Source organism: Synechococcus sp. R55.2, from assembly GCF_047462075.1.
GTDB lineage: Bacteria > Cyanobacteriota > Cyanobacteriia > Thermostichales > Thermostichaceae > Thermostichus.
Genome location: NZ_JANSIH010000098.1, coordinates 1 through 1,033, shown reverse-complemented (window position 1 = coordinate 1,033; position 1,033 = coordinate 1). Strand labels below are relative to the sequence as shown.

Annotated in this window: 1 protein-coding gene and 1 pseudogene; both read right to left on the bottom strand. The window is 54.6% G+C overall.

Translation table 11 applies throughout. The features are described 5' to 3' along the window. Positions 1-248: 248 nt before the first annotated feature. Positions 249-518 carry an IS630 transposase-related protein gene (locus NW838_RS03585; protein WP_414328998.1) on the bottom strand — a complete coding sequence of 90 codons (270 nt, stop codon included), beginning with the start codon at positions 516-518 and terminating at the stop codon, positions 249-251. A gap of 224 nt (positions 519-742) precedes the next feature. Further along, positions 743-1,033 (bottom strand): annotated as a pseudogene (locus NW838_RS03580) (hypothetical protein); the annotation flags it as partial.

Genomic DNA, 1,033 nt, shown 5'->3' with positions numbered 1-1,033 from the left:
GCCCACAGAACGATACTGTAGGGGCTGGATGGGATCCCCTGTTGCTTCTGAAAGGTGCTGGGCGATGGTCTGCCAAAGAGTTTGCATCAGCAGCAAAAGTCAATTGTCGGAGAAAAACAGGTACTTATGGTCATTTCGGGTAGTCATTTCAGGTTAGGGTGAGACGCCTGAGCCATTGCCTAGGCCATTGAGAAAAGCCCTATGGCCCCGTGCATTCAAAGTTTTAGGTGTGGGCGCAGTCTCCTGGTTTAATTGAAATGACCATAACTCTTTTTTTGTGCTACTTTCACCTTCTCATTCTCAAGAGCACAGTCAATAGCGCGAGGACTCCGTCCCGCTGGCAGGACGGGTTGGACGCCAGACCGGGCTCTATCCTTCAGTCGAGCTTCTGGGTACTGGTCTCCGTCTTGCTGCAGGGCAGCCGAGTCTATCTTGCGCTTGCGGGTCTTGACTTTTGTCGGCCTCAGGTCTTCTCGGTTCAGCCAGCGATAAACTGTTGCACGACTAACCTTGTTCATCCGTGCAACTGCTCCCTTCCTGGACATACCCTATGACTCTCTCTCAGGTCTAAGCTTCCTCCTGAGGTCTACCTCCATGCCTTCTTAGCTGCAGGGCCGTCTCATTCTTAAATGAATTGACCCTGTTCCTAACCTGTGGGGCTCTGGGGTCTTGAGCTTCAGCCTCCTATGGGGAAAGTGGGGGGAGAGCTGTATCTCAAATTAAGTTCGAATTGAGGTCAGCATTAGCGGCGGAGAGGCTCAGAAATGGCCACCACATCCTGCAGAAACTGATCCTGTTGCTGGCGCAAAATGCCCAGGTCAGGACCTTGGTTGAGCAGGACAAAGTGGATGCCATTCGGCAGCTGCCCCATCGTCATCAGCCGATCCGCAGCGGATCCCACCTGAGCAGCCGTGCCTGGGGGCAAGGTGCGCGCCCGCAGGGTGCTGTGGCCAGTGCCCGCTCTGGGCAAGATCCGAGTCGGATCCCCATCTGTGAAATCTACCAGGTGTTCCCAGAGATGAGCTAGGACGCG

Bases quoted from the DNA above. Each gene is read 5' to 3' on its own strand.
- NW838_RS03585 (WP_414328998.1), bottom strand. From the start codon at position 518: ATGAACAAGGTTAGTCGTGCAACAGTTTATCGCTGGCTGAACCGAGAA.